This window comes from Kordiimonas lipolytica, assembly GCF_001550065.1.
Genome location: NZ_LRUB01000024.1, coordinates 23,668 through 50,176, shown reverse-complemented (window position 1 = coordinate 50,176; position 26,509 = coordinate 23,668). Strand labels below are relative to the sequence as shown.

Below are 26,509 nucleotides of genomic sequence, written 5' to 3'. Positions count from 1 at the left end.
TCCTGTTAGACCCTCACACGCCCGCTTTGTCGAGCGCCTGCATCACATCCTGAACCAGATCGTCCCCGTTCTCAAGGCCAACCGAGAAACGGATCAGCCCGGGCGTGATGCCAAGCTCAAGCCGGTCTTCCTCAGCCAGCGCCTTGTGGGTCGTGGACCATGGGTGCGTGGCGATCGACCGGCTGTCCCCAAGGTTGTTGGAGATATCGGCGATTTCAAGGCTGTTCATGAAGGTGAAGGCCTGCTCGCGCCCGCCCGGCAGCTCGAACACCACCATGGTGCCGCCGCGCTCCATCTGGGCGCGGGCCAGGTTTTGCTGCTTGAAATTCGGCAGGTCTGGATGGCGGGTATCCACCACACGTTCGGCAATCGCTTTGGCCAGCTTCTCGGCATTGTCGCACATGCCGTGCACCCGAAGGGAAAGCGTTTCCAGACCCTTCAGGTTTACCCACGCGTTGAAGGGCGACATGGCGCAGCCCGTGTGCCGGTAATAGGCATAGAGATGCTCCTCGTCGAATTCCTTGCTGCAGAGCACGATACCGCCCAGGCAACGCCCCTGCCCGTCGATATGCTTGGTGGTTGAATAGGCCACGATGTCGGCGCCAAGTTCCATCGGGCGCTGCAACACAGGCGTTGCGAACACGTTATCCACCACCAGAAGCGCGCCGTTTTCGTGCGCCAGGTCCGCCAGCGCGCGGATATCCACAATCTCAAGCGTCGGGTTGGCTGGCGTTTCGGTGAACAGGATTTTCGTGTTTGGTTTGATGTTCGCTTTCCATGCTTCAAGGTCCGTGCCGTCCACTACCGTGGTCTCGATGCCGAACCTGGGCAGATAGGTGTCAAGAAGCCAGCGGCAGGAACCAAACAAGGCCCGCGCGGCCAACACATGGTCGCCTGCCTTCAGGCTGGCCATCAGGGATGCGGTCATCGCCGCCATGCCGGTGCCGGTGGCCCGCCCCACGTCTGCGCCTTCAAGAAGCGCCATGCGCTCTTCGAACATGGCAACGGTTGGGTTGGTCTGGCGGCTGTAGGTAAAGCCTTCGGCGCGGCCATCGAAGCGGGCTTCGGCCACTTCGGCTGTTTCATAAGTGAAGGCCGATGTCATGAACATGGCCTCGGACATTTCCCCGAAGTCAGACCGCATCGATCCCGCGCGTACCATCTGGGTCTGGCGTGCCCATTTGCTGGTTTTGCTGCGGTCTGTGCCGGTGCCTTTTTTCATCTGTCGTCTCCAGAGAGTGCTTACTTCAGGGATTGAATATAGCTGCATAAAAGCATGCGAGCCTTTGATGCGCTGCCATTTTGGACGCGTCAAGACAAAGCATGTGACGGCAGTCTATCATTTCTTGCTTTTCAGAGAAGCTGTCGTTAATGGTGTTTTCACCAGCCATGGTACGCGCGGGTGTAGCTCAATGGTAGAGCAGAAGCTTCCCAAGCTTAAGACGAGGGTTCGATTCCCTTCACCCGCTCCAAACAAAGAATTTACTTTGTATTACCAACCAATCAGGGCTGTTGACACCGGTTCCTTGGTACACGCATCGATGATAACAGCTGAACCACCATCAAAACCAAGTGGTGCATCATCTTTTGGGATATCAAAATCATAGCGAAGAAGTTGTTGATCGTTTTCCCGCTTATACCCTACGGCTGAAGGTCTATGGTACTTGAATGTGGGATCATATGTTCCCTCGGCAGCCATATAACTGACGATATCTTCTTTGCGCTCCAAATACAGGGCTGTAGGCGTCACGACATTGGGACCGCACTTGATTTGTCTGTTTTCGGCGTCCCATTTGAAATTGGAATGCCCCGCGCACGCCGAGAGTCCCATAACAAGAGAAACAAAAGCCAGTTTTGCATAGCCCATGTTAATCCCCCAAATTTCTTGCCCCACTTTCATATCATCGTTAAACCCTTCGGAAAGCAACTTCAAAGATAAAGGGGAGCAATCATGGATCTCACCATCTGGCACAATCCGCGCTGCAGCAAATCCCGCCAAACGCTGGCGATTCTGGAGGAAAAAGGCTTCGCACCCACCGTGCGGCTGTATCTTGAGGACGCGCCATCGGAAGCAGAGATCAAAGACGCGCTCGCGAAGCTCGGCATGGATGACCCGCGCGCGCTGATGCGCAAGGGCGAGGACGAGTATAAAGCTGGCGGCTGCGCCGACATGGAAGGTGATGCGCTCATCAAAGCCATGGCTGCGACGCCGAAATTGATCGAACGCCCGATCGTGTTTAACGGCGAAAAAGCCAAAATTGGCCGCCCACCGGAAGGTGTCACTGAAATCCTCTGACACGTCAATAGCGTCATTCGCCGTTTGCGAAGCCGGCGAGTGACCACCGGAAAACGAAACCTCTTCGTTAAAGCGTTAGGATGCCCCGACCCACCAACAAAAGCGCCACGGCAATGAGGCCGAAGCCGCTCAGGGTATCCATGTTGAGGCGCGCGCCAAGTCGAGATTTTGCCGCACTGTGTGCGATCAGCGCGTAGCCAAAAATGAAAGCCCCATCGATTAGGACGAACGTGGTGCCGTAAATCACCGACTGCACGGCTACGCTAAGCGTTGTGTCGATAAAGCCGGGGAACAGGGCCATGAAAAATACGATGGCCTTGGGGTTGCTCACACACGCCAGAAAGCCGCTCAGGAAGGCTGACCGGTAGGCTGGTGCTTTCGGTTTCTCCGGAGTGTTGGCCTTGGCGTCCCTCAGGCTTCGCGCAGCCAGCCACAGGATATAAAGCCCGCCCAGGATCTGCAGCCACGGCAGGATGCTCGATGCCAGCCGTACCAGCACCTCAAGGCTGAGAACCGCCACCAGAATATGGACGACTGTACCGAGCGCATCGCCCAGCGTGGCAATGAAGGCGGCTTTCGGCCCATGACGAACCGCCTGGCTTGAGGCAAGCGCAACAGACGGCCCCGGCGAGACGGCGATAAGGAGCGTGGCAGCCAGAAAGCCTAAAAAAAGGGCTGTGTTCATTCCCTTGTGTCCCCATCCAGCCTGCGCTCAAGCCGCGGATACCATATGGCCTGCGTAAGCCCGCGCATGCCAAGGAAGACCATCATCGCGATCCAGAGCCCCACCAAGCCAAACCGGTCCGCGAGCGGCCCGATTGATGGTACGAAAACGGCTACGGATACCGCAATGGTGCCGAACATGGCGCGGCCCGCGGTGGCGCCGATATAGATGCCGTCATACTGGTAACACCAGGCGCCGATCACCGGTAGCAGGGTGATCACCGGGATCACAGCGGTGGCGGCAGTGCGCACGCTTTCCACGTCCGTCAGCGCGTGAATGAGCGGTGCGCCGCCAAAATAGAAACCGGCGGCATAAAGAAGCGCCATAGCGCCCGACCAGGCCATGCCGTATTTGACCCAGGCTCGGAATTCAAACCGCACACCTTTGCCATATGCCGCGCCTGCGAGTGCTTCGGAGGCGTAGGCGAACCCATCCAGCCCCAGGGCGATCAGCATCATGAAGGTATTCAGCACATGGTGCGCCGCCAGTGCCACTTCGCCCAGCGCCGCGGCTTCGCGCGTCAAGATGGCAAAGGCAAAGATGAGGAGGAGCGTGCGCACAAAGATGAAGCCGTTCACGCTCATCAGCTTTTTCATCTTGGCCGGGTTATAGGTTTCGCTCTCTCGCACGGCCATGGCCAGTTTGCGCAGCCCCAGCGTGCGGCTGATGAACAGGAACCCGAGTGCCACTGCCAGCCATTCCGCGATCAGGGAGCCAAGCGCCACGCCCGCGACGCCCATGTCGAACCCCAGCACGAACAGTAGGCTGAGGGCGGCGTTGGCGATATTGAGCGTCAGCTGCAGATAGAGCGACAGCTTCGCCCGCGCTGTACCGATGAGGAAGCCATTGATACCGAGCCCCAGAAGGGCGGCGGGGATCGCCCAAAGGCGGATGTCGAAATAGGTGTCGAAAAGCGGCAGCACATCAGTGGGAGGGTCAAGAAACGCGAGCGCCGCAATCCGGAACGGCGTGGACAGCGTAAGGAACACAAGACCCAGCATGGTTGCCAGCATGGTTGCACGCAGAAGAACCCGCGCCACCTGGTCCTGGTCGTCGCGCCCGTGCGCCTGCGCCACCAGCCCCGTGGTGCTCATGCGCAGGAAACCGCACGCCCAGTAAACATAGCTGAAAAGAAGGGCACCCACACTGACAGCCGCCAGATATTTTGCCGCCGGCAGGTGGCCGATGATCCATGTGTCGACAAGCCCAACGAGTGGCGCCGACGAATTGGCGATGATAGCCGGTCCGGCGATCTCCCAGATGCGCCTGTGCGGGTGTTTGATCGCAGCCGCTGTCATAGGACAGCCTTTTTGGGCACATTTTGGGCCCTATGGGTGTGCCCTTTTGTGCCATAAGGGCACAATGGGAACGGATGTGTGCCCTTCCTGTCGGCCCCTATTCCGGGCACCGCCCCACGCCCACATATTTGAAGCCTTCGTCCGCCAGGTTGGCGCGGCCATAGATGTTCCTGAGGTCAACCAGCAGGGGTGCCTTTAGAAGGTCTTTGACGCGGCCCAGGTCAAGCGCGCGGTACTGGTTCCATTCTGTCAGGATCACCAGCGCGTCGGCATCTGTCATGGCGTCATAGGGGTCGTCACAAAACTCCATGTTTTCAAGCAGTTCGCGCGCTTCTTCCATGCCTTTCGGGTCATGGGCGGCCACGCTCGCGCCTGCTGCCTGCAGCGCCGGGATGATGTCGAGCGAGGGGCTTTCGCGCATGTCGTCGGTGTTGGGTTTGAATGTCAGGCCGAGGATGGCGATCTTTTTGCCGTCAACTGATCCGCCGCAGGCGCGGATGATCTTGTCGGCCATTGCCCGCTTGCGCTCTTCGTTCACCTCAACCACGGACCGCACGATCCGCATGGGAACCTTGTGTTGGTCCGCCGTGCTCACCAAGGCTCTGGTATCCTTGGGGAAACAGCTGCCGCCATAGCCCGGACCCGCGTGCAGGAACTTACCGCCGATGCGGGTGTCGAGACCAATACCCTTGGCGACTTCCTGCACGTCCGCGCCTACTTTTTCGCACAGGTCGGCCATCTCGTTGATGAAGCTGATTTTGGTGGCCAGGAAAGCATTGGCGGCATATTTGATCACCTCTGCCGTCTCGCGGCTGGTGAACAATACCGGTGTTTCGTTGAGGAACAGCGGGCGATAGAGCTCCCTCAGGACCGCCTGCGCGCGCTCGGTGTCGGCGCCGCACACAACCCGGTTTGGGCGCATGAAATCTTCAATCGCGGCGCCTTCACGCAGGAACTCCGGGTTTGATGCCACGTCAAACAGGGAGGCGTTCAGTTTGGCGGACAGGATGTCCTTGATCCGGGCACCGGTGCCTACCGGAACTGTCGATTTGGTGACCACCACCGTATAGTCCTTGATGTGGTCAGCCGCTTCTTCGACTGCGGCAAAGACATACTGCAGGTCGGCCTGGCCGTCGCCGCGGCGACTTGGGGTGCCAACAGCGATGAACACGGCCTCAGCCTCTTTCATGGCGGTACCCAGGTCGGTGGTAAAATGCAGCCGCCCGGCCGCCCGGTTCTTGGCAACCATACTGTCGAGCCCAGGCTCATAAATTGGCATGATATTCTGATTCAGCGCGTCTATCTTTTTCGGGTCCTTGTCCACACAGGTGACCGTATGACCGAATTCGGAAAAACAAGTGCCTGAAACAAGCCCAACATAGCCGGTGCCAATGACTGCAATTTTCATGATGCGTTCCCTGGATCAATGCCTTAGCTGATGTTCATTGCAGCTAGCGGCGGCTTCGTCAATGGCGCATGCCATAGCGTGGCCATATTACGCTAATGTGATAGGGTTGATCCGTCACCTCGAAATTTTGCGAAGGGTGGCGTGCCTCACATCCGTATCTGGATCAGAGAATGTGATCTGCCTGAAGAGTAAGAGCTTGCGGCAAAAGAGTGAAGAACTGGATGACGAAACGCTGGTGACCCATGTTGCCGCGGCCGACAGGGGGGCTTATGCCGTGCTGGTGCACCGCCATGGTCTCCGGTACAGGGCCCTTGCCTACCGTATGCTGGGCGACCTGGCGCTGGCGGAAGATCTAGTGCAGGAAGCTTTTGTCAAACTATGGACCCACGCGGACAGGTTTGATGCGAAGAAGGCCAAGTTCACCACCTGGTTTCACCGAATTGTGGTGAACAGGTGCCTGGACGAAAAGCGCAAGCGCACCCCTGACCCGTTGCCGGAGGGTTTTGACCAGCAGGATGAGGCTGACAATGCCGAGGACATCATGGTCACCGACAGCGCTAACCATGTGCTGAGGAACGCGGTCTCAAACTTACCGGAGCGCCAGAGGGTGGCGGTTACGCTGAGCTATTTTGACGGCCTGTCGAACATAGAGGCCGCAGAGGTGATGGATTTGAAGTTGAAGGCCTATGAAAGCCTGCTGGTGCGGGCACGGGCGAAGCTCAGGGACGAGCTAGAAGGCAGCAAGAGCGGTTTACTTGCGGTTTTAGGATAGGAGGGCAAAGATGAAGCCCATCACAATTGAAGAGTTTGAGTTGGCAAGGGCCGCGTACGGGGCAAACATGGCCGAATGGCCCGCTGATCTTGCCGAGCGCGCCCGGCAGTTCCTGACAACAGAGGAAGGCGCGGCTTTCGCGGCTGCCGAGTTGTCGCTGGATGCCCAGTTGGCCGATATGGCTGCGCCGATGGATGCAGACGCTGGCGCCGACGCCTTTCTTGATCGCCTGCTGGACGTACCGGCGCAGCATACCCAAGTGATTGAGTGGGGTGATGCCGGGTTCCTGTCCACGCTCACAGGCCTTTACCGAGATTTTCGCAACCTGTTTTCACCTATTGGGGTTTTGTCCCAGGGTGTCGCCTATGCCCTTGTTCTGGTTGTTGGGGTTTTTGTCGGGCTGCAACAGCCCTATGATGAAGAAAGCTCGCTTGATCTAAGCAGCACGCTTTTCTCAAGCAGTGCAGATTTTTACGTTGGGGATCAATAAGATATGACCGGCAAAATGAAATGGATATTGGTTCTTCTGGCCGCTTCACTTGCGGTTAACCTGTTCATTGGCGGCGTGATCCTTGGGCGCCAGTTCCGCGCCGAAGACGGCCCAAGAGGTGCTCCGCGTGAGCGTGTAGAGTTCAACCTCAGGCGTCTCGCGGCGTATCTGCCGGAATCGGAACAGGGCGCGCTCAGGGAAATCCTTCAGGATCATCGCCGTAGCCTGCGAACCCACTTCCGCGATATGCGGCAGAGTGAACAGCGCATCAAGGACCTTCTGGGTGCGGAAAGCGTTGATTTGCCTGCCCTTGAAGCCGCGCTTGAGAGCCATCAGGCCAAGGCGGAAGAACTAAAGGCCCCGCTGCGTGACATCATCCTGAATGTTGTTGCCAAGCTGGACCAGGAGACCCGCAAGGCTCTTGCAGAGGACCTGTTTGAGCGCCGTGGGCCTGGCCCGGAAGGTCGCCCGCTGCACCGCCCCGGCATGGGTGGTTCCCCGGACGGCAGGCGCCCACCACCCCCGCCGCGGGGTGATGAAGACTTCGAACCCGATGACAGGCCGCCACCACCACCTGGCGCCTAGCCGGTCACATTTTCGTAAAGAATTCACGAAAATTAGCGCTGGTGCGGGTTTCATGCTAAAATGCACGCATGACAAGCGCTAGCACGTTGCCTTCGGTTGGTCCACCGCCGCCGAATATGCGGCGACCCAATGTGCCGGAGGACTTGAAACCAAAGATTGCCACCCGGGCGGAAGAGCTTTCGCGCCCGGCCATTTATCGTGCGCCCCCCGAAGCCTCACCAGAACCCCAACCCAGGCAGGCAGCTTCAGGGGTTCAGCAAGGCCCTGCAGGGCCGGGCCAAAAACCCCAAGGCAACAATTCCGCCGTTGCGCTTCAGGTGCTGGAAGGCCAGCAAGCTGCCGCGACTGTTGCTCAAGGGGCTAACAACAGGCCTGTGGCTCCGCCCAAGCTGGAAGAACAGCAATCAAGGTCTCAGGATATCAAGCTCTCTGGTGAGCTCTCAGAAGAAGACAAGGCATATGTGCGCGAGCTTAGAGCCCGCGACAGGGAAGTGCGGGCACATGAAGCAGCACACGCCACCGCGGGCAGCGGCTACACCAGTTCTCCCAATTTTGAATATGTCAGGGGCCCCGACGGGGTTCAGTATGCGGTTGGCGGCCATGTGAGTATCGACACGAGCACTGTGCCGGATGACCCGGAAGCCACTGTTGCCAAGATGGAAGTCGTTCGCCAGGCAGCACTTGCTCCGGCCCGTCCGTCTGGTCAGGACAGGGCCGTGGCGTCCGCGGCCGAGCAGTCGCTGAGAGCTGCGCAGGCGGAACTGCAGGAACAACGCGCTGCAGAACAGCAGGAACAGCTTGAAGGCAGTGATGGGCCGGGCGAGGCCCCAGCTGACGCTTTTGGTTTAGCCGAACAGAATGAAACTGAGGCTGGGTTGGCGCCCGAAGGCCCAGCATTTGGCGTCAATGCGCCGCGGCCAGAGGTTCAGCAACCAACCGCAATCAGCATTGACTTGATCGCCTGATACTTCAGCGGTGGCTTGAGCCAACGGCCTCTCCAACAGAATTGAACCCGTCGGCTTTCAAAAGCGCTGCCAGATCTTTTTTCACCCGATGCACCAGCGCCGGGCCTTCATAGACAAGCATGGAATAAAGCTGCACCAGTGACGCGCCAGCCTTGATTTTGGCATAGGCATCCCGCCCGCTTGCGATCCCACCAACGCCGACAAGCGGCACTTTTCCATCTGTCGCCTGATACATGGCGCTTAAGGTTTCGGTGGATAGGCTCATTAGTGGGGCACCGGAAAGGCCGCCGGTTTCGCCCTTTTGGCTTGAGACAAGCGTGTCAGGGCGGGTGATCGTTGTGTTGGAGACAATCAAACCATCGATCTCTGTGTTCAGCGCGATGTCTGCGATGTCTGCGATGTCCGCCTCAAGAAGGTCTGGCGCGATCTTGACCAGCATCGGGATATAAGGCTTGCCGCCCTTTATTTGCGTGGCGCGGGCTTCAAGCACACGGCCGATCAGGTCCTCAAGCGCGGCCTTTGACTGAAGCGCCCTAAGGCCCGGCGTATTCGGGCTTGAGATATTGACGGTAAAATAGTCGCTGAGACCATAAAGCCGATTGATGCCTGTGACATAGTCTGCGGTTCGGTCTTCGGCGTCTTTGTTGGCGCCCACGTTGGCGCCGACAGGCTGACGTGTTGCTGGCAAAGCTTTCAGTTGCTTTTCGAAATAGTCGAGGCCCTCGTTATTGAAGCCAAACCTGTTGATCACTGCTCTGTCTTCGGAAAGGCGGAACAGCCGCGGTTTGTCGTTGCCTGCTTGGGGTTTTGGCGTAACCGTACCGGCCTCGGTGAAGCCGAACCCCATTTTCTGTGCACCCATAACGGCGTCTGCATTTTTGTCAAAACCGGCAGCAAGGCCAACGGGGTTGGAAAACTTGAGGCCAAAGGCTTCCGTTGCCAAGACTGGGTCATCGGCCGCACTGCCGAAACAGCCGGTGATGCCTGCTTTGAGCGCGCTAATGGTCAGGTTATGGGCTTTTTCAGGATCCAGCGCGTGGATGAACGGGCGTGCAAGCGGGAATAGGTTAATCATTGCGCAAGTCCTTGAATATGGGGCTAAAATCAAACCCGTCAGCAGACTTCTCTAGGGGCCAAGCCTTTGCTACAGCAGCCATAGGCAGACGGCCGTATAAGTGGGGAAACAAGTCGCCGCCGCGTGACGTTTCCCACTTCAACTCACCTTTGGGTAGGCGTTCCGGGTCAACAGCAAGCACGTGAATGATTGTTTCATCCGAAAAATACCGCGCGGCGGTTTCTGCGACCTGGGTGTCGGACGACAAGTGAATATATCCGTCCTCATGGTCGATCGGCGCGCCGCAGAAGGTGTCGGCATGCTCGGCTTCTTGCCATTCGCCTGGGCGCAGAATTTTAAAAATCATGGCTGACATGTGGTTTGAATAGGCGCTTCGACGGCGGCTTTCAAGCGAATAGTCGCACCAGAACGCGCTACTTGGCGCGTTCTGTGGTTTCCTTTGAAACATCCGAGAAAGACTCGATGCGGCAAGGAGTGCCGCTCCGGGTGATGATATCATCAAACCGGGCGCAAAGCTTACCGTTCACCGGGGTGAAGGACATATATTTGTGATAGTAGAGTTGCGGGCAATGTCTTTTCAGCCGCAAAAGAATGTCTTTCTGGCCTTGCATCTCAAGACGTACCAGTTCGTCCGACACGACGCGGTAGCCACTTATTTTATCAGCGTTGATGCATTGCTTGTCATCAATAGGCTTGGCATCAGTGGTTTCCTGCGCTTGTGCAACAGTAAACGACACTAGGGCCAACACACCGGCGATTGGGAAAAACAAAGACAGTCGGCTAACGTCAGGCATCGCGTTCCTCGGATTCAGGCTTGGTTCATGCTGTGAAATTCAAGCTGAACCGATCATGAATTTACACAGTCTTTCGCCAGATAGCACTTGTTTTGACCCCAATTAGTGACGACATTAAGGGTTCAGGCAACGAATTTCCGTCAGGGAGGCAACCGGATGGCAAAAGAGATATGGCTCTGGCTCAAGGAATTGGCAGGCAAGGCGGTCGGCGGCCTTGGTCGCTGGCTCAAGAAGCTGTGGCGTTATCTTGCTGGCTGGCTGTCGACCGTATCGGGCAGCACCTGGCGCAAGGTCGCTGTCGCTGTGCCTGTCCTGTTCTTCCTCTATATCGTTATCGGCATGATGGTGGTTCACCGTGTGGATGACAGCCTTGACGGCGGCCCAAATGTCGCGCCCGGTGGCTCGCATGTGGTGAATACGGTGTCTTATCTCGTGCGGCGCGAGGTGGTCGATAATAACTGGACACCAAATGACCCTGCTTTCTTGCCAGGTTGGTGGCTTGATAATACGCCGAACTACCAGAAGGGCATGATGGGAGCGCTTGCGCGGTTTTCGTTTGAGCTTCGAGACCAGCTCGGGCGCACGCGCGGCTCCAGCGCGGTTGATGAGAATTTGGAGAAAGCTGCGGGTGATCTGTCCAAGGAACCTGACCGCTGGGTGATTGATTTTTCCACGTCGCTTCTGCCCACAACGCCGTCTCATACCTACTATAGGGAAGCGATCAAGGAACTTGACGCCTATAACGCCAGACTGGTTTCAGGAGAGGCTGTGTTCGAACGCCGGTCCGACAATTTCCTGGCGACCCTTGACCGCATTGCGCTCGACCTTGGCGCATCGTCCGCAGCACTTGAGCAATATGTTGGCGAAAATGCCGGCGGCGTTCTGCCGGACTTTGGCGCAGATGATCTCTTTTATCAGGTGAAAGGCCAGGTTTATGGCTATCTGATGATCCTGAAGGCGCTGAGGCAGGATTTCCCGAATGTGATTGAAAGCCGAGAGCTTGGTTCGCTGTATGATGAGCTGCTTGCGTCCATGACAGCGGCGGCGACGCTTGATCCCATGCTGGTGACAAATGGTGCTGCCGACGGCTTTATCGCTAACCATCTGTCTGTTCAGGGGTTTTATCTTCTTCGGGCCCGCACGCAACTGAGGGAAGTCAGCAATATCTTGCTCAAATAACTTGCGGATAGACCGGTCATAAGCCACTCTGGAGTACGAAAAAAGGGGGACTGGCAGAGTGACAGAAGAAATCCATGGGCCAATACGGCCAGTCACGAAACGGGTTCGAAAACTGATGGTTGTGGTGGATGGATCGCCTGAATCCAAGGTCGCCATCCGCTTTGCGGCTGCGCGTGCTGCCCACATCACTGGCGGCGAGTTGATCCTCTTTCACTGCATTCGCCCAGGCGAATTCCAGCACTGGATGGCTGTGGCGGACCGCATGCGCGAGGAAGCGTATGAGGAGGCCGAAGCCCTTTTGGCGGAAGTCTCCGAACGCCTGCATGCTTATTGCGGCGTGACGCCCGAGATCATCATTGCCGAAGGCGAGCCTCAGGAAGAAATCAAGAAAAGCATCGATGAACAGAAGGATATCTTCGGTTTGGTGCTGGGCGTGGGCTCGGAAGGTGGGCCGGGGCCTCTGGTGGACTATTTCACCAATGAGCTCGCAAGCCAGCTGCCGTGCCCGCTGTTTCTCATTCCAGGCAATATGACGTACGAGCAAGTCGACGCCATGGCCTAGGCTTCAAACTCTATTTTTCCGATTTTATCAGGTCCGGCAGGGCATCCGAAAAGCTTGGGTAAATCAGATTGATGCCCAGGTCTTTTTTGATGCGGTCGTTTCTTACCAGCTTGCTTTCCGCATAAAAGCTTCGCGCCATCGGGCTCATATCCGCCTGTTCCAGTGGGATTTCCGGCGGTGGGGTGATGCCCATTGCAGTCGCTGCCTCCAGGATGACATCCTGCGGCGCACATGGTGTGTCATCAGCCAGATTGAAGATGCCGGTTGGGCAGGCGCGGTTCATGGCAGCCCAAACGGTCTGGGCGATATCAGCCACATGAATACGGCTGAACTTCTGCCCCGGTTTGACAATGCGCCTTGCCTTGCCGTCAAGAAGCGAGCGTACGGCGTTACGCCCTGGGCCATAGATGCCCGCCAGGCGGAAGATGTGAAGTGATGCGCCAAGCGTGTCTGCGACCTGCCGCCAGCTGTTTTCCGCTTCCACCCGTCGCTTGCCGCGATCCAGGCTGGGGGCTGGTGGTGTGTCTTCATCCACCCAGGCGCCGCCATGATCGCCGTAAACATTTGTGCTGGAAAGATAGCCGATCCATTTGGGCGCATTAAGTTGGCCCAGGTGATTTTTAAGTAACCGCAGGACAGGGTCCCCTTCCGCATCCGGTGCGGTGGACACCAGCCAGTGGGTCACACCTTCAAGCGCCGATTTGAGGTCATCAGCGTTAAACGCAACAGGCGCGATGCTGAGTGCCTTGAGCTCTTCCACCTTGTCAGGGTTTCGGTAGGTGCCGCTCACTGTCCAGCCGGCATCCTGTGCCTTTTTTGCAATGGCTCGGGCGCTGAAGCCTGGCCCAAAGATCATTAGGTGCGGATTATTCGACATGAGGATCACTTACTGCCTTGAAATTGCCACGCGCTTTGCGCATTTTCCCTGCCATGAAAACAAAAGCCAGCATAACCATTTTCCTCCTGGTTGCCAGTACGGTTGCAATCACGTCTTTGACAGGTGCAGCGGCCGCCCGGTCCGCAGTCAAGGATGAAGACCGATACGCCAATTGTATGGATATGGCAGACCGGTCACCCGACAAGGGCATCAATCTGGCATTGGCCTGGATTGCCGATGGCGGCGGGGTACCGGCGCGCCACTGTGAAGCCTATGGCCTTGCACGCTTGGGAGAACATGCGGAAGCTGCGGCCCGGTTCCTGAAAATCGCGGAAGACATGCGCATTGGCCGCGACATGCCGATCCGGATGGGTAAACGCATTGTTGCCAGTGCGCCGATGCTTGCTGACATGTATGGCCAGGCCGCGAACGCCTGGTTGCTCGCGGACGAACTGGTCCGCGCCGAAGATGCGATTGATCTCGCGCTAACACTTGCGCCCAAAAACACGCCCCAGGAGTATGAACTGGTATTGGACCGGGCACGCATTGCAGCTGCGGACGAGGATTTCCAGCTCGCGCTCAGGGACCTTGACTATGTCTTGAAGGGTGATCCGGGCAGGAAGGACATTCTGGTGCTGGTGGCTGCTGCTGCTCGTGGCGTGGGTGATTATGGCCGCGCCAACCAGGCCCTTGAAGCCTTTCAGGCGGTATTCCCGAATAACGCATCGGGCTATCTGGAACTCGGAAACCTGAGGCACGCGGAGGCTGACAGGAAAGCCGCCCGGCAGGCGTGGCTCAAGGTATTGCTTCTTGAGGATCAGGGGCCGAGCGCCGATGCTGCGCGCGCCAATATCGAAAAAATGGATGTGCAGGCAGCGGACACGCCGGCAGGTTAGAAGCTCACTTTCGCCTCATAGAGGTCCGGCAGGTTATTCTCAAACAGAACTGCGTCCCCGGCTTTCCAGTGGCTGCGCACCCATGTTTCGGCATCTTCCTGTTTTGCGAAAGTCATGACCGTGACATGCCCGTCATTGGCTTTCTCCAGCGCTTTCACAAAGGTGGGGATGCGGTCCGGCGTCACGACTGCAACGATATCGCAGTGCCTTGCCGCCAGCGCGCCCAAATGGGCGTGTTCTTCTTCGTGCTTGTCGCCCAGTTCTACCATGCCCGGGGTCACAAGGATGCGCCTGCCGCCCTCATCCACCAGTACATCAAGCGTTTCAAGGGCTGCTGCGAAACCCACAGGGTTTGAGTTGTAGGCGTCGTTGATAATCGTCGGCTGGCCTGTGCTGCGGCTTACTTCCAGCCGGTGTCTGATTTGCGGCATGCTTGCCAGCCCGCCTTTGATGGCTGCCCACGGCAGGCCCAGGGCCCGTGCGGTCGCGGCTGCAAGGGCAATGTTGCCCGCTTGGTGGCGCCCATAAAGGGGCACCTTGAGAGCATGTTTTTCACCGCCTTCAGTGACATGCACAGTAAGTCCGTCTTTGGTGGCGTCGAAGCCGTCAAAGGAGACATCCTTGCCCTCACCCACCAGTGTATAGGCGCCTTTGACAGCCGACATGCGTTCGTCCAGCAGACGGTCTTCGATACCGGCGCAATTCACCACAACCTTGCCGCCCCGCGCGAAAGCTGCTTCGGCAATCTCGAATTTGGCGCGGGCCACAGTCTCAAGCGACTTGAAGCGTTCATAATGCGCGGCACCCACAGCCGTAATCAGCGATACATCCGGCGGCGTCAGCGTGCACAGCCGCGCAATGGAACCGGGGCCATAAGCGCCCATTTCAACGATGAAAAACTGGTGCTCCGGCTTTAGCTGTTCGCGGATCACCCGCGTGATGCCCATGTCTGTGTTGACACTGCCGGGGGTCGCAAGCGTTGGGGCGGCCGCTGCCAGAATATGGTTCAGAATATGCTTGGTGGATGTCTTGCCAAACGACCCGGTGATGGCAATCACTTTGGGTTGCAGCTCAGCAAACTTATCAATCGCCTCCTGCCTGAATTTGGCTTTGACACGTTCTTCGGCGGGCTCCAAAAGCTTGTTGGCAAGCACCAGCATCATGGGCGGCGCCTGCACGAAACCGAGAAGAAGCACGGCCAGCAGGACAGCTTCCCAGTTGAAAGTCATGGCCGCAAAGCCGATGCCGGACCGGTCCAGTTGAAGGGCATAATTGGTGCCTTGCGGCGCCAGTTGCGCCGCCAGCACAATAATCACCAACAAAGCAGCAGAAAGCCCCATATAGACCGTAAGGATGCGCTTGACCCGCGCAGTCTGCACCAACGGCTTTTTGGATTGCGTGCGGATAGCGCGGGAGCGCAGAACACCGTGGCCAAAGCCCAGGAAAATCGGAACCCAGCCGATTGCCAGCAGGATTGTGGCAAGGTCCGTCATCTCCGACAGGACAGGCAGATGTGGCACTATACCAGCAAGAACAGCCAGAACCAGCCATGCACTCGTACGCCGGTCATATGCTTTGTTGTCACGAAGCCAGTTGAAAAAACGCGGTGCGTCATATTCTTCCTGCTGGAAGAACATCATAAGCGCCAGGCCGCGCTCATAAGCAAAATAGAGCGCTGTGAGGGCCGCAAGTGCAGGCCAGAGGTATGGCATAATCGCGTCAATCATCTCGCACATCCTTTAGGAAGGATTTGATCAGTGCCTGACATTGGTAGGCACCGCGGGTCAGGATATCCCAATGGTTGAAGCCCTTCACTTCGGTGAAGCGGGCGATGGGCATCAACTGTTCATACTTGCGCCCGATTTCGGGTGGGGCTTCCGTATCGTCAGACCCATAGATCAAAAGAGCAGGACAACGCACGGCCTTGGCTTCCTGTATCAGGTTTTCATTCACCACCTTCACAAAGGTTGGGCGCAAGGGGCCTGCGTTCTTATAGTCTGCGCTGCCAAAATGTTTCGCATAGGCTTCACGGAAACTGGTGCCAAACAGTTTGTCGGAAAATCGGGCCAGACGACCAATGAGTTTAAGTGTTGCGGCTCGCAGCCGAAAAGCCAGAGAGCGCCGGCGCTTTAGGCCAGCACCGCCAATCAGCACGATGGCTTTCACCAGGTGCGGGTGCCTTGCGGCCATCTGGACAGAAACCCGACCACCAAAACTATGGCCGATAAAAATATGTTGCTGAGGACCGATCTTCTCAAGTTCAAGCGCCAGGGCATCCGCATAATCTTCCGTCCCAGCACCGTCCGGAAGCCGGTCTGTCTGGCCGAAACCCGGCTGGTCGTAGATCCGGTGGCGTCCTTCGGTCTTGAACAGGTCAGCGAGCCGCATCATGGACGCGCCATCCTGACCCCAGCCATGAAGCCATACGAAGGACTGTCCCTCGCCGTCTGTCACTTCTGTGCCGACCTCTTGATAATGCCACTTTGGGGTGTTCGCGGTCATGCGGGTACCTGTGTCAGTCCTTGCTCATGAAAATCGTGGCGCCGCCCAGGCCCTTGTCTGTGCTGCCAAGCCTGTCGGCAGACAGGCGAAAGCCTTCTTCCACGATTGCCGACGTGAGCTCGAGGAAGGTCATGGGCTCAGCTGCTGCTTCCCAAAGGAAATAGGCGAAGGAACCGGGGATGGTGTTCACCTCATTGAGCCACAATTCGCCGCTTTCGCTGTTCGAGAGGAAATCTATGCGCACACTGCCACCCAGCGACAGAAGGTCGAACATGCGGCTTGCGCTGTCGCGGATGAAGCGCTCCTGCTCGGGTTTGAGATCTGCAGGGTTCAGCTCCCGATTGAGGGAGGCCATGCCTTCGCTTGGGCCTGTGTCGAGCTTCGGGCCACCCGGCTCGCCGCCCGCCAGATACTTGTTCTTGAAATCAAGCAGCTCGGCCTCCCGCAGGGGGCGCTCGATCGCCGAAGTAACAATAGCGCCCGAAGCTTCCCGGCGCGCTGCGATATTATATTCTGTCAGGTTGGCGACGAAGGGTTCGACGATCACGCGGCTGTCGAGCCTAAAGGCGGACATGAGTGCGGCGATGAGACCGTCCATATCGTCGGCCTTGCCCACACCAACGCTTGAGCCCAGGTTGCAGGGTTTGACGATATAGGGGAAAGCGATATCGCCAAAGGCGCCCTTGAGCTGGCCTTCAAGGATATCGGGGTCAAGGAAGGTACCCTTCGCCGGGCGTGTGAGAGCAAGCTCCGGCAGTACGTTGATGCCCCCTGCGCGCGCCACCGATTTGGCGAATACCTTGTCCATCGTGGCTGCAGCCCCCAAAGACCGGCAGCCCGCGAACGGGATATCGGCAAACTCAAGCATCCCCTGCAGCGAGCCGTCTTCGCCGTTTGATCCGTGGATCGCAGGCACCATCAGGTCGAACGGGACCACGGTGCGTTTCTCGCCCATCAGGCCCTTGGTGAAGGACACCAGCTGCGGCCGACCGTTTGCGGGTGTTGCCAGGTCCAGCATCACTTGCCGCAGGTCCTTGTGTTTGTCGCTTTTGAGCGGATAGTGCGCCCGCTTGGTGAGCGCATCTCCCGTCCACCACTGGCCCAGCGGGTCCACATAGATGGGCAGGCCGTCATACTGTCCGGGATCAAGCGCCTCAAGAAACTGCAAGCCTGTGAGCACGCTGACATCATGCTCCACGCTTCTTCCGCCAAAAATGACTGCAATGACCTTCTTCTGGGCCACGGGCGCTCCCCCTTGATGAAACCAAAACTGTGCCCGGCTAGCCATCAGCCACCGGGCTCCTTATTCATGTAGCCAATTAGTGGCTTTTGGGCAAAGGCTAATCCAAGCCCGCGGCCACTAAAAGCGCAAAGCTTGGCACTTTGATGGCAGGGATGGGGCGCTGACTTGGGATTGGGCAGCGGCATTCACCAAGCTGTCAATTGACGACAGGCGCAAAAACCCTAAACTTCCCGCCAACGGATATAGATCAAACTTAGACAAGTTTTGGGAGCATGAGATGAAGAAATCGATCTGGGCCAAAGCCCTGGTGGGCGGGGCACTGCTTGCGGGCCTGACCGGCGGTGCCTTTGCACAGGACTGGGACAAGGTTGAAATCAAGACACAGCCACTCCGTGGCGGACTTTATGCCCTTTATGGTCAAGGGGGAAACCTTGGCCTGTCGGTGGGCGAGGACGGCATCATCCTGATCGATGACCAGTACGCTCCGCTCACGGGCAAGATTAAGGCGGCGATCGCGGCAATCTCTGACGCGCCAATCCGCTATGTGATCAACACCCACTTTCACGGGGATCATACAGGCGGCAACGAAAATCTGGGCGATGCGGCAGTGATTGTGGCGCATGACAATGTTCGCCAGCGCCTGAGCGAAGGCGCCTTTATCAAATCATTTGGCATGAAGATGGACCCCCAGCCCAAGGTGGCGCTGCCCTCCATCACCTTTAATTCAGAGATGTCGCTGCATATGAATGGCGACGATGCGCGGATCATTTTTGTCAAGAACGCCCACACGGACGGCGACAGCATCATCCATTTCCAAAGCTCGAACGTGATCCATATGGGGGATATCATGTTTAACGGCATGTTCCCTTTCATTGATGTCGATAACGGCGGCGATATCGACGGCGTGCTGGCAGGGCTCGACATGGCCATCGCAGCTGCGGATGACGAAACGATCGTGATCCCGGGCCACGGCCAGGTGACGGACAAGGCGGGGCTGGTGACCTACCGCCAGACGATGGGCGAACTGAGGGAGATTGTGGCGAAGCTGAAGGCGGACGGCAAAACGCTTGAGGAAGTTGAAGCCATGGACCCCTTCAAGGACTATGACCTGATCCAGTTCAGCGACGGCTGGGCCAGCAAGGTTGCGGGTTTTATCTATAAAAGCCTGTAAGCCGGGTTTTGTGTGACATCATTTGAAAAGGCCGCCTCACGGGGCGGCCTGGCCATTTTTTGCAGGAAGGCATTTCAGCCTGAAATAACGTGAGAATTTTGGGCACTCGATAGGGAAAAAGGGCACACAAAGGGCACACCCATAGGGCCCAAAATGTGCCCTTTTAACCGCGCAAACTAATTAAGTATTATGTCCCCGGATTTCCCGGGGCTATAGACTCTATTGCTTGGAGCATCTTTCTTTCAGAAGCCTCAGAAGGTCTGAACTACGGCAGCCAAAGTAATCGCAATTTAGGTTTATGGTCGTCCGTCTGCCGTTTTTCTTTAAGGTTATCCGCAAGACGTTTTCTGTCCAAATCAAGAAGGGAACCAATTTAGTATACGATAGCTCCAGTCCTTCGATTTCAGGGTAAGTATGAATATTATACTTTTGCGAGCCAACACCCTTAAACCCAAACTCATTCTCGCCGATCCAGTATCCCGGATTGCCCCAGACCAAAGGTCTCACGAATATGTAAAGAAAAACTGCGCCAGCGATCAAAACCACAGGCACTAAGCGCTCTAGCGGCGTCAGATTGAAAAACCCAATTTCTTGCCATTTCAACAGCGTCTCCAAGGACACAACCAACATCAGAAAGCCTGCCGCGTACACGATTATATTAAACCTGATAAATGCCAATTTTCGCAGTTTAAAAAAGTGTTCTTGCTTGCTCATTAAATCCACATCTGTCTTCTGAAGAATCAAAACTCATTTCAATCTTATTCCCCTAAAAAGCCCGACGCTGGAGCCAATTGTGAGCGGCTTTCTTCCAGCAAAGCCAGAACTTCTGCACTCTTGCAGCCGAATTGGTCGCAGTTGAGATTGAGTATCCGTCTCTTGCCGTTCGTCCTCAATGTCACACTAAGGAGATTGTCGGTCCACATAAGAAATGGAATCAGCTTCAGGGATCGCACTTCCAACGCTTCTATGTCGCCGATTTTGTAGACATTTTGTTTTTGAAACGCCGCGCCTTGAAATCCAAAGATTGCTTCGGAGACGAAAAGCCCAGCGTTACTCGTCGTTAGTGGCTTTGCAATGATGTAAAGGAGGAGTAAGCCACCAGCCAAAGAAATAGGAAACAAGCGTCCGAACCTGTTCAGGCTTTCGGTGCCCTGCTCATACCAAGTCACTCCGGCGTGAATGGATGCAGCCACTGCAAGAATGCCCAACATGATAAGAAAGCAGTTGAAAGCCAAAAATGTCGGCCTTTGAAGTGGAAAGAAATGTGATTTTCGCTCCATGCGGAGTGTTCCCTTGGCCTCTTTCGCTACCCACCTGTTTAAAAAGTATTTTTAGCCCTGGCAATAAAAAGCCCCGGCGGTGGACCGGGGCTCTGACATCTCATTTGGCGGGGTTTATTTGCCCGTATCGTCCAGGTCGACCCGGATATGCCGGGTCACGCCTGATGGTCCGGGGAACTCCACGAACAGGGCTTCGGCGAGCAGCGGCACGACCTCAGGCACGGCTTTGGTGCGGGTTTCGGTTTCCGCGCGGCCTTCGAACAGCAGCGTGCCGTCGGGTTTCCGGACTTCCATCACCAGCGTGGCGGTATAAACCGTGCGCGCCACCACTTCGGTGTTGTGGCGGTAGAAGGGGTCATACGGGTCCCAGAAATAGCCATAGTGCCAATAGCTGCGCCAATAGAAGGGGCGAGGACCCGAAAAACCCATGCGAGTGTCCAGCTTTTCGCGGCCATCGTTGATCATGACATCGAAGCCCACGATCAGGTCGGGCTTGCCATTGCCGGCTTGCTCATAACCTTCAAGGCGCAGGTGATTGCCAAGAATCGCGGCATACTGGCGAAACTCCAGGCTGTCCTGCTTCGCCTCGTCCATTGGCAGGATGGAAACCTTTTCTCCGCTCGGGGCCGGAAGTTCGTGGAAGGTGGCCACGTCGCTTCGGAAGGTATTGGTGCAGGCTGCCACGGCGAGCGCCATCGCGCCGGCCAGAACAGGTTTCAATCGGGACATGAATGCAGTCATAAGCCTCTCTCTCCAATTACCGTCACTCTAGCAGGCCTTGCTGTGTTCGCAAGGACAGAGCTCAGGTCTTGGTGCAGTTTTACCAGAGGCTGGCTGAACGGAAACTGAACGCTGTGCGCGTCCTCGCTTTCGTCATTCGCCGGTTTGACCGGCGAATCTATATTTCATGCTGTTGCAGGCGGTGGACTCGCCTATCAGGTGGCAAGTCACGAGGAGGGTATCCTAAGCAAGGAAGCCGACTGCCTTCTTGACGTCCGCAAGGATCGGCTCTGCGATGGCCTGCGCCTTTTCGCCACCCTCTTTGAGGATGCTGTCGATGTAAGCCGGGTCGTTCATCAGGCGTGTCATCTCGTTGGTGATGGGCGCGACTTTGTCGACCACCACTTCAGTGAGCGCCTTCTTGAAGTCGCCAAAGCCCTTGCCTTCAAACTGGCCACAGACCGCGTCGCGGCTCATGTCCATCAGCGCCGCATAAATGCCCACAAGGTTCTGGGCCTCAGGGCGGCCCTCAAGGTCTTTCGACAGCGCAGGCAGCAGCTCTGCGTCCGTTTTCGCCTTGCGGATCTTTAGCGCCAGCGTGTCGGCGTCATCGTTCAGGTTGATGCGGCTGTACTCAGACGGGTCTGACTTGGACATCTTCTTGGTGCCGTCCCGCAGGCTCATCACCCGCGCGCCTTCGCCCATGATCACAGGCTCTGTCAGCGGAAACAGCTCGATTCCGAAGTCGTTGTTGAACTTCTGTGCGATATCACGGGTCAGCTCCAGGTGCTGTTTCTGGTCTTCGCCCACCGGCACGTGCGTGGCTTTATACAGAAGAATATCCGCCGCCATCAGGTTCGGGTAAACATAAAGCCCTACGGACGCATTCTCGCGGTTCTTGCCTGCCTTGTCCTTGAACTGGGTCATGCGGTTCAGCCAGCCAATCCGTGCCACACAGTTGAAAATCCACGCGAGCTCCGCGTGGCCGGGCACGCGGCTCTGGTTGAAAAGGATCGATTTCGAAGGGTCCACGCCAGAGGCAATATAAGCGGCGGCCGCTTCGCGCACCTGGTCCTTGAGGCTTTCCGGGTCTTGCCAGACAGTGATCGCGTGCATGTCAACGACGCAGTAAATGCATTCATAGTCGTCCTGCAGATGGGCCCAGTTGCGGAAGGCACCAAGATAGTTGCCGAGATGCATATTGCCGCTGGGCTGGGCGCCCGAAAAAACACGATTGGTCACTTGTCTGTCTCCATAAATTGAGGCGGCACCTTTGGACGGGCCGCCGAGCGCAAACCTTATGGCAAGCGGAGACTGGGTGGTCAAGCGCGCAGGCGGCCTAGCGCTTCACAAAGCGTCGGATTTCGCCCATTGGCAGTGTCCGCTGCAGGATGAGGGCAGCAAAATAGAGGGCGGCCCCGGCGGCCACAAGGAGCGTAAGCGCACCGATGCGCTCCATCCCACCGTTTGCGAAGGCAGTGGATAAGCGGCCTACCAACAGGTAAATGCCCCCGGCCATCAGGGCGCTGGCGACCAGCATTTTCGCCAGCCGCACCAGTGTTTCGCGGTAAAAGTGAAAGCCATGGCTGCGTTTCAAGCCGATATACAGCAAGAGCACATTGAACCAGGCGGCGATGGCGGTGGCGAGCGCGAGCCCCACATGCGCTAGAGTTTGGATCAGGATCAGGTTCAGCACCAGATTGACCACAAGCGACGCAGTCGCGAACTTCACCGGCGTTTTGGTATCCTTGCGGGCGAAATAGCCGGGTGTAAGCGCCTTGGCGATCACGTAGGCGGGCAAGCCCAAAGCATAGGCCATAAGCGCCGCGGCTGTCTGTGCGGTTTCGTGTGCCGTGAATGCGCCCCGCTCGAATAGCGTGGCAATGATCGGCCCCGGTATGGTCGCCAGCGCAACGGCCGCGGGCAAGGTCAGCAGCAGCGAAAATTCGATCGCCTTATTCTGTTGCCTCATTGCCCCGGCCTTATCGCCGCCCGCCAGCAGGCGCGAGATGCTGGGCAAAAGCACAGTACCCACTGCCACGCCAATCACCCCAAGCGGCAGTTGGTTGAGCCGGTCAGCATAGAAAAGCCAGGACACAGACCCCTCCGGCAGGAAGCGCGCGGCCAAGAGGACATCGATCAGCAGGTTAATCTGGATGATGCCAGCACCGATGGCTGCGGGCGCAATCACGCGCATCAGCTCGCGAACGTCTTCGCTGGGTTTCGGTAGTGCCGGCCGGACCTTGAGCCCGGCCCGGTGCGCCGCTCGCACCAGCCACAGGAACTGGGCGATCCCGGAAAGCGACACAGCAGCCGCGAGCGCGCGGGCCGCGCCAATTTCGCTCTCACCGAAGGTGATCAGCGCGCCGATCATGAAGATGTTCAAAATGACAGGCGCAAAAGCGGCGGCGGAATAGCGCTCCATGGCATTGAGCATGCCGGCGTAAAATGTCACCAACGATATCAGCGCCAGATAAGGGAAGGTGTAGCGCCCCAGCTCGACCACAAGGTCGAATTTGGTTGCGTCACCCTCGAACCCGCCAGTGAGCCCCAGCATCACCGGTACCATCGCGGCTTCCATGATAACGAGGAATACAAGCAAGATCGGCAACAGCCAGGCAAAGACGCGGCTGGCGAAATCAAGCGCCGCCTGCTGGCTCTCAGGCGTTATGTCCTTGCCAAGTGCGCGCGCAAACAGCGGCACAAAGCCAACGGAAAAGGCACCCTCGGCGAACAGGCGGCGGAAAAAGTTCGGCAGCTTGAAGGCGATGAAGAAGGCATCTGACGCCATGCCGGCCCCCAGGTAGCGGGCCATCAGCACGTCACGGACAAAGCCGAAAATTCGGCTCAGCAGCGTGAAGCCGCCGACGGTCGAGATGCGTTTCGCCAGGCTCACGCCGCCGTCTCCGTATGCTTGTTCTTGCGGGTAAAGATGGGCTCGCCCTTCGCGGCCTTCAGAAGCTTGTCTTCAATATTCCGAAGCCTGATCTTGTTGGTCACCTTCTGGCCCACCAGGTCGCGTACATAGAAAACGTCAATGGCCCGCTCGCCATAGGTGGCCACGTGGGCAGACACCAGCGACAGCTTCAGCCGGTAAAGCGCATAGGCAAGGTCATAAAGTAGGCCTGGTCGGTCCTTGGCGTTCACTTCAATGACCGTGGACCAGTTGGAGGCCTTGTTGTCGACCAGCACGACGGGCTCAACCTCGAACGCGCCGTCCTTGGCGCCGAAAACGCGTCTTTCCTGCAGCCGCTCCTTCAGCTTCACGTTGCCCTTCAGGGTCTCCAGGATGGTGTCCTCAAGCTTGTCCAGCTGGCGGCGGCTGTCGAACGCGTTGCCTTCCAGATCCTGCACCGCGAAATTATCCATCGCCAGGCCGTCGCGTGAGGTATGGATCTTGGCGCCCATGATGGCCGCGCCTGCGACGCCCAGCGCCCCGACGATGCGGGCGAACAGGCCAGGGTGGTCCTGCGTATAGACAGACACTTTGGTCATGTCCTGGAACTGCTCGACCCGCGCCGTGACGCCAAGGGCGGAGCCTGTTTCGTCCGTGCGTTTCATCAGGCGGGCGTTCTGCGCCAGCGTGCGCGGCCCTTCGGCGATCCAGTAGGCGTCGTTCATGCGCTTTACGTGGGCTTCGAACTCTTTCTTCGTCCAATTCTTGAGCGTATCGCGCAGTTCATCCTGCTTGGCCTTCACGCGCTCGCTGCGGCCCTTGGTGGCGTGACCCGCCAGCAGCACTTCTTCAGCCGAATAATATAGCTCACGCAGCAGTTGGCCTTTCCAGCCGTTCCACACGCCCGGGCCGACCGCGCGGATGTCCACAACTGTCAGCACCAAGAGAAGGCGCAGGCGCTCGGGGCTTTTCACCAGCTCGCAGAAATCCAGGATTGTCTTGTGGTCGGAAAGGTCGCGCTTGAAGGCCGTGTTGCTCATCAGCAGGTGCCAGCGTACCAGCCAGGCCACGGTTTCCGTCTCAGCCGCCGTCAGCCCCATGCGTGGACACAGCTTTTCGCAGACCTCTGCCCCCAGGACCGAATGGTCCCCGCCGCGGCCTTTGGCGATGTCATGGAGGAGCACCGCCACATAAAGGACCCGGCGCGAGATCACTTTCTGGATCACGTCAGTCGACAGCGGATGGTCGTCCTTCAGTTCGCCGCTTTCAATGCGGGGCAAAAGCCCGATGGCGCGGATGGTATGTTCGTCCACCGTATAGTGGTGATACATGTCATATTGCATCTGCGCGACAACCCGGCCGAAATCCGGGATGAAGCGACCGAACACACCCGCCTCATTCATGCGGCGGAGATTGATCTCGCCTTCCTTGGTGCTGGTGAGCACCGACAGGAAATACTCATTTGCCTCAGGGTCGCGGCGCACCTTGTCTGTGATGCGGCTGAGGTTGAGCTTGATCAGCCGAAGCGCATCGGGGTGGATATCGAACCCCTTGTCGTCTGCCACAGCGAAGATCTTCAGCATCAGGACCGGGTTTTCTTTAATGTCGTCTGGCGCAACAAATGTCAGGCGACCGTTTTCCACGGCAAATTCCTGCACTTTCTTGGTGCGCCGGAAGCGCGCCAGAAAGGTGCTCTTTTGCTGGCGTTCCTCAAGAACCGCGCAGAAAATGCGCGTCAGGTCACCCACCTGTTTGGCCACCAGGAAATAGTGTTTCATGAAGCGTTCAACGCCAGACGCCCCAGGGTGGTCTTTATAGTGCAGCTTTTCAGCCAGCAGGCGCTGCATGTCGAACGTCAGCCGTTCTTCGGCGCGGCCCGCGATGAAATGCATGGCCACGCGCACGGTCCACAGGAAGCTTTCGGCCTTCTTGAATTGGCGGTTTTCATGGATCGTCAGCATGTCGTCGCCGATCATCTTGTCGCGTGAGATGCCGCCATAGAGATAGCGCGCGATCCACCACATGGTCTGCAGGTCGCGAAGGCCACCCTTGCCGTCCTTGATGTTGGGTTCGACCACATAGCGGCTGTCGCCCATTTTCTGGTGGCGTTTGTCGCGTTCCTCAAGCTTCAGTTCAATAAACTCTGGGCCGGTTGTGGCCACCACGCGGCGGATAAAGCGCTTGGCGGCTGCCTGGAACAGGGCTTCTTCGCCCCACAGATAGCGGCTTTCCAGTAGGGACGTGCGGATCGTCAGGTCTTCCTTGGCCAGCCGCGAGCATTCCTCTGGTGTCCTTGTTGCGTGGCCCACCTTGATGCCCAGGTCCCACAGCACATAGAGCATATATTCCACGACATTTTCAGCCCACGGCGTGGATTTGTAGGGGATCAGGAACAGGAGATCGACGTCGGAAAAGGGTGCCAGCTCGCCGCGGCCGTAGCCGCCTGTGGCCACGAGGCAGAGCTGCTCTGATGCCGTAGGGTTCGCAAGCGGATAAACATGCTCGGTCGCAAAATCATAGAGCGTACGCAGCAGCTGATCCATCAGGAAGCAAAGCGACTTGGCCGCCGTGCGCCCGTTTTCGGCTTCTTCATCAAAGCGCCGCTTGACCTCGTTCCAGCCCGCCGTGTGGGCCTCTTTGAGGATTTTCACAACATCCTGCTGGCAATCGGCCGGGTTCTTATTTTCGGCAAGCTCGTTCAAGGCAACCACAAGCTTCTTGCGGTTGATGATGGCGCGGCGATTGCGGATGGGGCTCATGTAGTGTCCTTAAGCGA

Annotated in this window: 27 protein-coding genes and 1 tRNA gene; 10 read left to right on the top strand and 18 right to left on the bottom strand. The window is 57.5% G+C overall.

Features of this window, described 5'->3' with window-relative positions:
* Positions 1-13 precede the first annotated feature (13 nt).
* Entirely contained in the window at positions 14-1,222 is a 1,209-nt protein-coding gene (gene metZ / locus KORM41_RS11955) for an O-succinylhomoserine sulfhydrylase (RefSeq protein WP_068148105.1), read from the bottom strand.
* A gap of 176 nt (positions 1,223-1,398) precedes the next feature.
* Between metZ and KORM41_RS11950 the strand changes: the two genes are divergently transcribed.
* Positions 1,399-1,472: transfer RNA gene (locus KORM41_RS11950), tRNA-Gly, on the top strand.
* A gap of 20 nt (positions 1,473-1,492) precedes the next feature.
* Here the strand turns inward: KORM41_RS11950 and KORM41_RS11945 are convergent.
* Complete coding sequence (locus tag KORM41_RS11945; protein ID WP_231727250.1) at positions 1,493-1,933, bottom strand: hypothetical protein; 441 nt, start codon at positions 1,931-1,933, stop codon at positions 1,493-1,495.
* A 15-nt stretch (positions 1,934-1,948) separates the two neighbouring features.
* On the opposite strand from KORM41_RS11945, the gene arsC reads away from it, so the two are divergent.
* Complete coding sequence (gene arsC, locus KORM41_RS11940; RefSeq protein WP_068148100.1) at positions 1,949-2,296, top strand: arsenate reductase (glutaredoxin); 348 nt, start codon at positions 1,949-1,951, stop codon at positions 2,294-2,296.
* A 67-nt stretch (positions 2,297-2,363) separates the two neighbouring features.
* Here the strand turns inward: arsC and KORM41_RS11935 are convergent, their stop codons facing one another.
* From KORM41_RS11935 to KORM41_RS11925, 3 genes are all read right to left on the bottom strand, one after another.
* Positions 2,364-2,981, bottom strand: coding sequence for a LysE family translocator (locus KORM41_RS11935; protein ID WP_068148097.1), 618 nt, complete (start codon positions 2,979-2,981; stop codon positions 2,364-2,366).
* On the bottom strand, positions 2,978-4,318 hold the full coding sequence (locus KORM41_RS11930; RefSeq protein ID WP_068148095.1) for an MATE family efflux transporter: 1,341 nt from the start codon (positions 4,316-4,318) through the stop codon (positions 2,978-2,980). Before KORM41_RS11930 ends, KORM41_RS11935 begins: the two co-directional genes overlap by 4 nt.
* A gap of 97 nt (positions 4,319-4,415) precedes the next feature.
* Entirely contained in the window at positions 4,416-5,726 is a 1,311-nt protein-coding gene (locus tag KORM41_RS11925) for a UDP-glucose dehydrogenase family protein (protein WP_068148093.1), read from the bottom strand.
* 196 nt (positions 5,727-5,922) lie between these two features.
* On the opposite strand from KORM41_RS11925, the gene KORM41_RS11920 reads away from it, so the two are divergent.
* From KORM41_RS11920 to KORM41_RS11905, 4 genes are all read left to right on the top strand, one after another.
* A complete protein-coding gene (locus KORM41_RS11920) occupies positions 5,923-6,498 on the top strand; it encodes a sigma-70 family RNA polymerase sigma factor (protein WP_068148091.1) in 576 nt (191 codons plus the stop codon).
* A gap of 10 nt (positions 6,499-6,508) precedes the next feature.
* Positions 6,509-6,988, top strand: coding sequence for a hypothetical protein (locus tag KORM41_RS11915; protein ID WP_068148089.1), 480 nt, complete (start codon positions 6,509-6,511; stop codon positions 6,986-6,988).
* Between the two features lie 3 nt (positions 6,989-6,991).
* Positions 6,992-7,573, top strand: coding sequence for a periplasmic heavy metal sensor (locus tag KORM41_RS11910; protein ID WP_068148084.1), 582 nt, complete (start codon positions 6,992-6,994; stop codon positions 7,571-7,573).
* A gap of 68 nt (positions 7,574-7,641) precedes the next feature.
* The gene (locus KORM41_RS11905) at positions 7,642-8,538 is read left to right on the top strand and encodes a putative metalloprotease CJM1_0395 family protein (protein ID WP_231727249.1); all 897 of its coding nucleotides are present in this window, start codon (positions 7,642-7,644) and stop codon (positions 8,536-8,538) included.
* A 4-nt stretch (positions 8,539-8,542) separates the two neighbouring features.
* On the opposite strand, the gene KORM41_RS11900 is transcribed toward KORM41_RS11905, so the two are convergent.
* From KORM41_RS11900 to KORM41_RS11890, 3 genes are read right to left on the bottom strand one after another with little or no spacing between them, the layout of a single operon-like run.
* A complete protein-coding gene (locus tag KORM41_RS11900; protein WP_068148079.1) occupies positions 8,543-9,613 on the bottom strand; it encodes a quinone-dependent dihydroorotate dehydrogenase in 1,071 nt (356 codons plus the stop codon).
* Complete coding sequence (locus KORM41_RS11895; protein WP_197421092.1) at positions 9,606-9,968, bottom strand: DUF952 domain-containing protein; 363 nt, start codon at positions 9,966-9,968, stop codon at positions 9,606-9,608. Before KORM41_RS11895 ends, KORM41_RS11900 begins: the two co-directional genes overlap by 8 nt.
* 58 nt (positions 9,969-10,026) lie before the next feature.
* Complete coding sequence (locus KORM41_RS11890) at positions 10,027-10,407, bottom strand: DUF6491 family protein (RefSeq protein WP_068148076.1); 381 nt, start codon at positions 10,405-10,407, stop codon at positions 10,027-10,029.
* A 156-nt stretch (positions 10,408-10,563) separates the two neighbouring features.
* On the opposite strand from KORM41_RS11890, the gene KORM41_RS11885 reads away from it, so the two are divergent.
* Complete coding sequence (locus KORM41_RS11885) at positions 10,564-11,586, top strand: DUF2333 family protein (protein ID WP_068148071.1); 1,023 nt, start codon at positions 10,564-10,566, stop codon at positions 11,584-11,586.
* A gap of 58 nt (positions 11,587-11,644) precedes the next feature.
* On the top strand, positions 11,645-12,148 hold the full coding sequence (locus KORM41_RS11880; RefSeq protein ID WP_068148068.1) for a universal stress protein: 504 nt from the start codon (positions 11,645-11,647) through the stop codon (positions 12,146-12,148).
* Positions 12,149-12,158: 10 nt separating this feature from the next.
* Here the strand turns inward: KORM41_RS11880 and KORM41_RS11875 are convergent, their stop codons facing one another.
* The gene (locus KORM41_RS11875) at positions 12,159-13,025 is read right to left on the bottom strand and encodes an SDR family oxidoreductase (RefSeq protein WP_068148066.1); all 867 of its coding nucleotides are present in this window, start codon (positions 13,023-13,025) and stop codon (positions 12,159-12,161) included.
* Positions 13,026-13,078: 53 nt separating this feature from the next.
* Between KORM41_RS11875 and KORM41_RS11870 the strand changes: the two genes are divergently transcribed.
* Positions 13,079-13,921, top strand: a complete 843-nt coding sequence (locus KORM41_RS11870) for a tetratricopeptide repeat protein (protein WP_231727248.1) — start codon at positions 13,079-13,081, stop codon at positions 13,919-13,921.
* On the opposite strand, the gene KORM41_RS11865 is transcribed toward KORM41_RS11870, so the two are convergent.
* Genes KORM41_RS11865 through KORM41_RS11855 form a run of 3 tightly spaced genes read right to left on the bottom strand, consistent with a single transcriptional unit; the run spans position 13,918 to position 17,666 of the window.
* Complete coding sequence (locus KORM41_RS11865) at positions 13,918-15,648, bottom strand: Mur ligase family protein (RefSeq protein ID WP_068148058.1); 1,731 nt, start codon at positions 15,646-15,648, stop codon at positions 13,918-13,920. The two genes, KORM41_RS11870 and KORM41_RS11865, sit on opposite strands and share 4 nt — an antisense overlap.
* Entirely contained in the window at positions 15,641-16,423 is a 783-nt protein-coding gene (locus tag KORM41_RS11860) for an alpha/beta fold hydrolase (RefSeq protein ID WP_068148056.1), read from the bottom strand. The genes KORM41_RS11865 and KORM41_RS11860 overlap by 8 nt, the downstream gene beginning before the upstream one ends.
* A 13-nt stretch (positions 16,424-16,436) precedes the next feature.
* Complete coding sequence (locus tag KORM41_RS11855; RefSeq protein WP_068148054.1) at positions 16,437-17,666, bottom strand: D-alanine--D-alanine ligase; 1,230 nt, start codon at positions 17,664-17,666, stop codon at positions 16,437-16,439.
* 277 nt (positions 17,667-17,943) lie between these two features.
* Between KORM41_RS11855 and KORM41_RS11850 the strand changes: the two genes are divergently transcribed.
* Positions 17,944-18,837 carry an MBL fold metallo-hydrolase gene (locus KORM41_RS11850; RefSeq protein ID WP_068148051.1) on the top strand — a complete coding sequence of 298 codons (894 nt, stop codon included), beginning with the start codon at positions 17,944-17,946 and terminating at the stop codon, positions 18,835-18,837.
* A gap of 219 nt (positions 18,838-19,056) precedes the next feature.
* On the opposite strand, the gene KORM41_RS11845 is transcribed toward KORM41_RS11850, so the two are convergent.
* The 6 genes from KORM41_RS11845 to KORM41_RS11820 form a co-directional block, all read right to left on the bottom strand.
* On the bottom strand, positions 19,057-19,551 hold the full coding sequence (locus tag KORM41_RS11845) for a hypothetical protein (protein WP_197421090.1): 495 nt from the start codon (positions 19,549-19,551) through the stop codon (positions 19,057-19,059).
* A gap of 44 nt (positions 19,552-19,595) precedes the next feature.
* Positions 19,596-20,117, bottom strand: coding sequence for a hypothetical protein (locus KORM41_RS11840; protein WP_068148044.1), 522 nt, complete (start codon positions 20,115-20,117; stop codon positions 19,596-19,598).
* 114 nt (positions 20,118-20,231) lie between these two features.
* On the bottom strand, positions 20,232-20,858 hold the full coding sequence (locus KORM41_RS11835; RefSeq protein WP_068148042.1) for a DUF4136 domain-containing protein: 627 nt from the start codon (positions 20,856-20,858) through the stop codon (positions 20,232-20,234).
* Between the two features lie 222 nt (positions 20,859-21,080).
* Positions 21,081-22,079 carry a tryptophan--tRNA ligase gene (gene trpS / locus KORM41_RS11830; RefSeq protein ID WP_082719889.1) on the bottom strand — a complete coding sequence of 333 codons (999 nt, stop codon included), beginning with the start codon at positions 22,077-22,079 and terminating at the stop codon, positions 21,081-21,083.
* A gap of 97 nt (positions 22,080-22,176) precedes the next feature.
* Complete coding sequence (gene murJ / locus KORM41_RS11825) at positions 22,177-23,733, bottom strand: murein biosynthesis integral membrane protein MurJ (RefSeq protein ID WP_068148039.1); 1,557 nt, start codon at positions 23,731-23,733, stop codon at positions 22,177-22,179.
* Positions 23,730-26,492, bottom strand: coding sequence for a [protein-PII] uridylyltransferase (locus KORM41_RS11820; RefSeq protein ID WP_068148038.1), 2,763 nt, complete (start codon positions 26,490-26,492; stop codon positions 23,730-23,732). Before KORM41_RS11820 ends, murJ begins: the two co-directional genes overlap by 4 nt.
* Between the last annotated feature and the right edge of the window lie 17 nt (positions 26,493-26,509).

Excerpts from the sequence above, each read along its gene's own strand:
- KORM41_RS11840 (WP_068148044.1), bottom strand. The coding sequence starts at position 20,117 with ATGGAGCGAAAATCACATTTCTTTCCACTTCAAAGGCCGACATTTTTG.
- KORM41_RS11875 (WP_068148066.1), bottom strand. The coding sequence starts at position 13,025 with ATGTCGAATAATCCGCACCTAATGATCTTTGGGCCAGGCTTCAGCGCC.
- KORM41_RS11860 (WP_068148056.1), bottom strand. The coding sequence starts at position 16,423 with ATGACCGCGAACACCCCAAAGTGGCATTATCAAGAGGTCGGCACAGAA.
- KORM41_RS11900 (WP_068148079.1), bottom strand. The coding sequence starts at position 9,613 with ATGATTAACCTATTCCCGCTTGCACGCCCGTTCATCCACGCGCTGGAT.
- KORM41_RS11910 (WP_068148084.1), top strand. The coding sequence starts at position 6,992 with ATGACCGGCAAAATGAAATGGATATTGGTTCTTCTGGCCGCTTCACTT.
- KORM41_RS11845 (WP_197421090.1), bottom strand. The coding sequence starts at position 19,551 with ATGAGCAAGCAAGAACACTTTTTTAAACTGCGAAAATTGGCATTTATC.
- metZ (WP_068148105.1), bottom strand. The coding sequence starts at position 1,222 with ATGAAAAAAGGCACCGGCACAGACCGCAGCAAAACCAGCAAATGGGCA.
- KORM41_RS11850 (WP_068148051.1), top strand. The coding sequence starts at position 17,944 with ATGAAGAAATCGATCTGGGCCAAAGCCCTGGTGGGCGGGGCACTGCTT.
- KORM41_RS11925 (WP_068148093.1), bottom strand. The coding sequence starts at position 5,726 with ATGAAAATTGCAGTCATTGGCACCGGCTATGTTGGGCTTGTTTCAGGC.
- KORM41_RS11885 (WP_068148071.1), top strand. The coding sequence starts at position 10,564 with ATGGCAAAAGAGATATGGCTCTGGCTCAAGGAATTGGCAGGCAAGGCG.
- KORM41_RS11890 (WP_068148076.1), bottom strand. The coding sequence starts at position 10,407 with ATGCCTGACGTTAGCCGACTGTCTTTGTTTTTCCCAATCGCCGGTGTG.
- KORM41_RS11895 (WP_197421092.1), bottom strand. The coding sequence starts at position 9,968 with ATGTCAGCCATGATTTTTAAAATTCTGCGCCCAGGCGAATGGCAAGAA.
- KORM41_RS11915 (WP_068148089.1), top strand. The coding sequence starts at position 6,509 with ATGAAGCCCATCACAATTGAAGAGTTTGAGTTGGCAAGGGCCGCGTAC.
- KORM41_RS11835 (WP_068148042.1), bottom strand. The coding sequence starts at position 20,858 with ATGACTGCATTCATGTCCCGATTGAAACCTGTTCTGGCCGGCGCGATG.
- KORM41_RS11820 (WP_068148038.1), bottom strand. The coding sequence starts at position 26,492 with ATGAGCCCCATCCGCAATCGCCGCGCCATCATCAACCGCAAGAAGCTT.
- KORM41_RS11905 (WP_231727249.1), top strand. The coding sequence starts at position 7,642 with ATGACAAGCGCTAGCACGTTGCCTTCGGTTGGTCCACCGCCGCCGAAT.
- KORM41_RS11935 (WP_068148097.1), bottom strand. The coding sequence starts at position 2,981 with ATGAACACAGCCCTTTTTTTAGGCTTTCTGGCTGCCACGCTCCTTATC.
- KORM41_RS11930 (WP_068148095.1), bottom strand. The coding sequence starts at position 4,318 with ATGACAGCGGCTGCGATCAAACACCCGCACAGGCGCATCTGGGAGATC.
- KORM41_RS11870 (WP_231727248.1), top strand. The coding sequence starts at position 13,079 with ATGAAAACAAAAGCCAGCATAACCATTTTCCTCCTGGTTGCCAGTACG.
- KORM41_RS11865 (WP_068148058.1), bottom strand. The coding sequence starts at position 15,648 with ATGATTGACGCGATTATGCCATACCTCTGGCCTGCACTTGCGGCCCTC.